This is a genomic window from Variovorax sp. 01T432, from assembly GCF_056398605.1.
Map to the genome: position 1 here is coordinate 1 of NZ_JBFTPS010000134.1, position 1,446 is coordinate 1,446.

General features: G+C 61.8%; 4 protein-coding genes. 1 reads left to right on the forward strand and 3 read right to left on the reverse strand.

Annotated features, from left to right (window positions below):
* Nucleotides 1-83 precede the first annotated feature (83 nt).
* On the reverse strand, nucleotides 84-236 hold the full coding sequence (locus AC1DNF_RS35590) for a hypothetical protein (protein ID WP_478153629.1): 153 nt from the start codon (nucleotides 234-236) through the stop codon (nucleotides 84-86).
* A 419-nt stretch (nucleotides 237-655) separates the two neighbouring features.
* Here AC1DNF_RS35590 and AC1DNF_RS35595 point away from each other — a divergent pair, with 419 nt between their 5' ends.
* Nucleotides 656-829, forward strand: a complete 174-nt coding sequence (locus tag AC1DNF_RS35595) for a hypothetical protein (protein ID WP_478153631.1) — start codon at nucleotides 656-658, stop codon at nucleotides 827-829.
* Between the two features lie 76 nt (nucleotides 830-905).
* Here AC1DNF_RS35595 and AC1DNF_RS35600 read toward each other — a convergent pair whose 3' ends face one another.
* Nucleotides 906-1,094: a hypothetical protein gene (locus AC1DNF_RS35600; RefSeq protein WP_478153633.1), complete on the reverse strand. Its 189-nt coding sequence runs from the start codon at nucleotides 1,092-1,094 to the stop codon at nucleotides 906-908.
* Between the two features lie 21 nt (nucleotides 1,095-1,115).
* The gene (locus tag AC1DNF_RS35605; protein WP_478153634.1) at nucleotides 1,116-1,427 is read right to left on the reverse strand and encodes a hypothetical protein; all 312 of its coding nucleotides are present in this window, start codon (nucleotides 1,425-1,427) and stop codon (nucleotides 1,116-1,118) included.
* Between the last annotated feature and the right edge of the window lie 19 nt (nucleotides 1,428-1,446).

Here is a 1,446-nt window from a genome sequence, read left to right on the forward strand (position 1 = left end):
CGCCTCTCGCCCGCTGCAGGGGGCAGCGCGGAAGAATTCTTGCCGCCCGTCGTCACTGCGCCATTGCCTGGCTAGCAGCGGGGTCAGAGCCTCGGCTTCACGAAGCCGGCCGCGTTCTCGTCAGCGCCGGGCTCGCCTTCGTCAGAGTGCGGATTGGCTGGCGCGTCGTCGGTTGGAAATTCGGGCTCTACGGGAAGCTGCACGGGATTGTCCAGCGGTGGCTTGGGGTTGGTCATATCGGCTTGCTCCTTTACATATGTGTAGTCCAAAGAGCGCACAAATGCTGTAGGAGACTCGCGACCGCGGTGCACGTGGCGTCATATTCCCCTCTGGATGTTCGGCTTCGGGCTAAACCCGCCTTTTGGAGCGCCTCGCATCAGTCAGTAACCTGTCAGGCTATTGTCCGACGGCAATCTGGGGCCAAATGCACTGGCGGCCTGAAACGCTCATGCCGACGATCGTGATGGTGCGCGCAAGCTGATGTCGCTGCCCGAGACTGCGGAAGCGGCGAGTCAAGCAGCGCATCATGCAAGCTTGGTGATGGGGGGACGAGCAGCGCCACCCGTCGACCCACACGTAGAGATCAGACGCGGCTGAGATCGGCTCGTCGAACAACGCGCTTGTGAGGTGGTTGATGGCGACCGAATCACGCGAAATGGGCTCTGACTTCAGTGAATGGCAGGCGCTCACGGAGGCCTACGAGGCCGGTATTGAGGCACTGCGGCAGCGCAAGCCGGGCGCAGCGAAGGCCCTGATGATGATTTCCCGCAAACTCCAAACTTGCGAAGGTGCCATGGCGGAACAACGCGATGCAGCCAAACGCATTTGAGCGGTGAGCGCACTAGATTTGCAGGCTTGCTTGCCCTCGGCGCGGGTCGACAGCAAAGGCAGTATGGCTAGACGCTCTATCGGCGAGCAGCTCGCGCGACCACAGCTTCGGCTATTTCCGCCTCCGGGAAATCGCCCGCGGCGGCCGACTGCTGAATCCGCATCTCCAACACGTCCAGGCGGAGACACTCAAGCTTGGTGATCAAGCGACGCATCGCCACGATTGCTTTGCGAGCCCGTCCGGCCGGCATGTTGTCGCTGTTCATGGGTCTTATTTTCGGACAGATTCAGGCGCCGGCGATCGTCTCGATCAGCACCGCTTGCATCACAAAACGGTGATTCGCCGAGCGGCGTGCCTCATCGATCGGTGTGGCTGGCCCACGCAGGGACCAGTGGGGCGCGTGCGTGGCATCGACGACGAAAGCTGATTCATTCGGCGCTGCGCGAGCGTGATCTTCCGCGCGAAGACTGAAGCCCATTTCCCTGGCTGCTGCTTCGAAAGCGCAGCCGCGCCTCGTCTCCGCGTCGCCGAAAAAGAGGATGGTTGATTCGGGCGCTGACGGATGCTGGTAGTCGCAAAGCGTCATCAAGTCGGCCATCACCCTCGCAGGATGATCG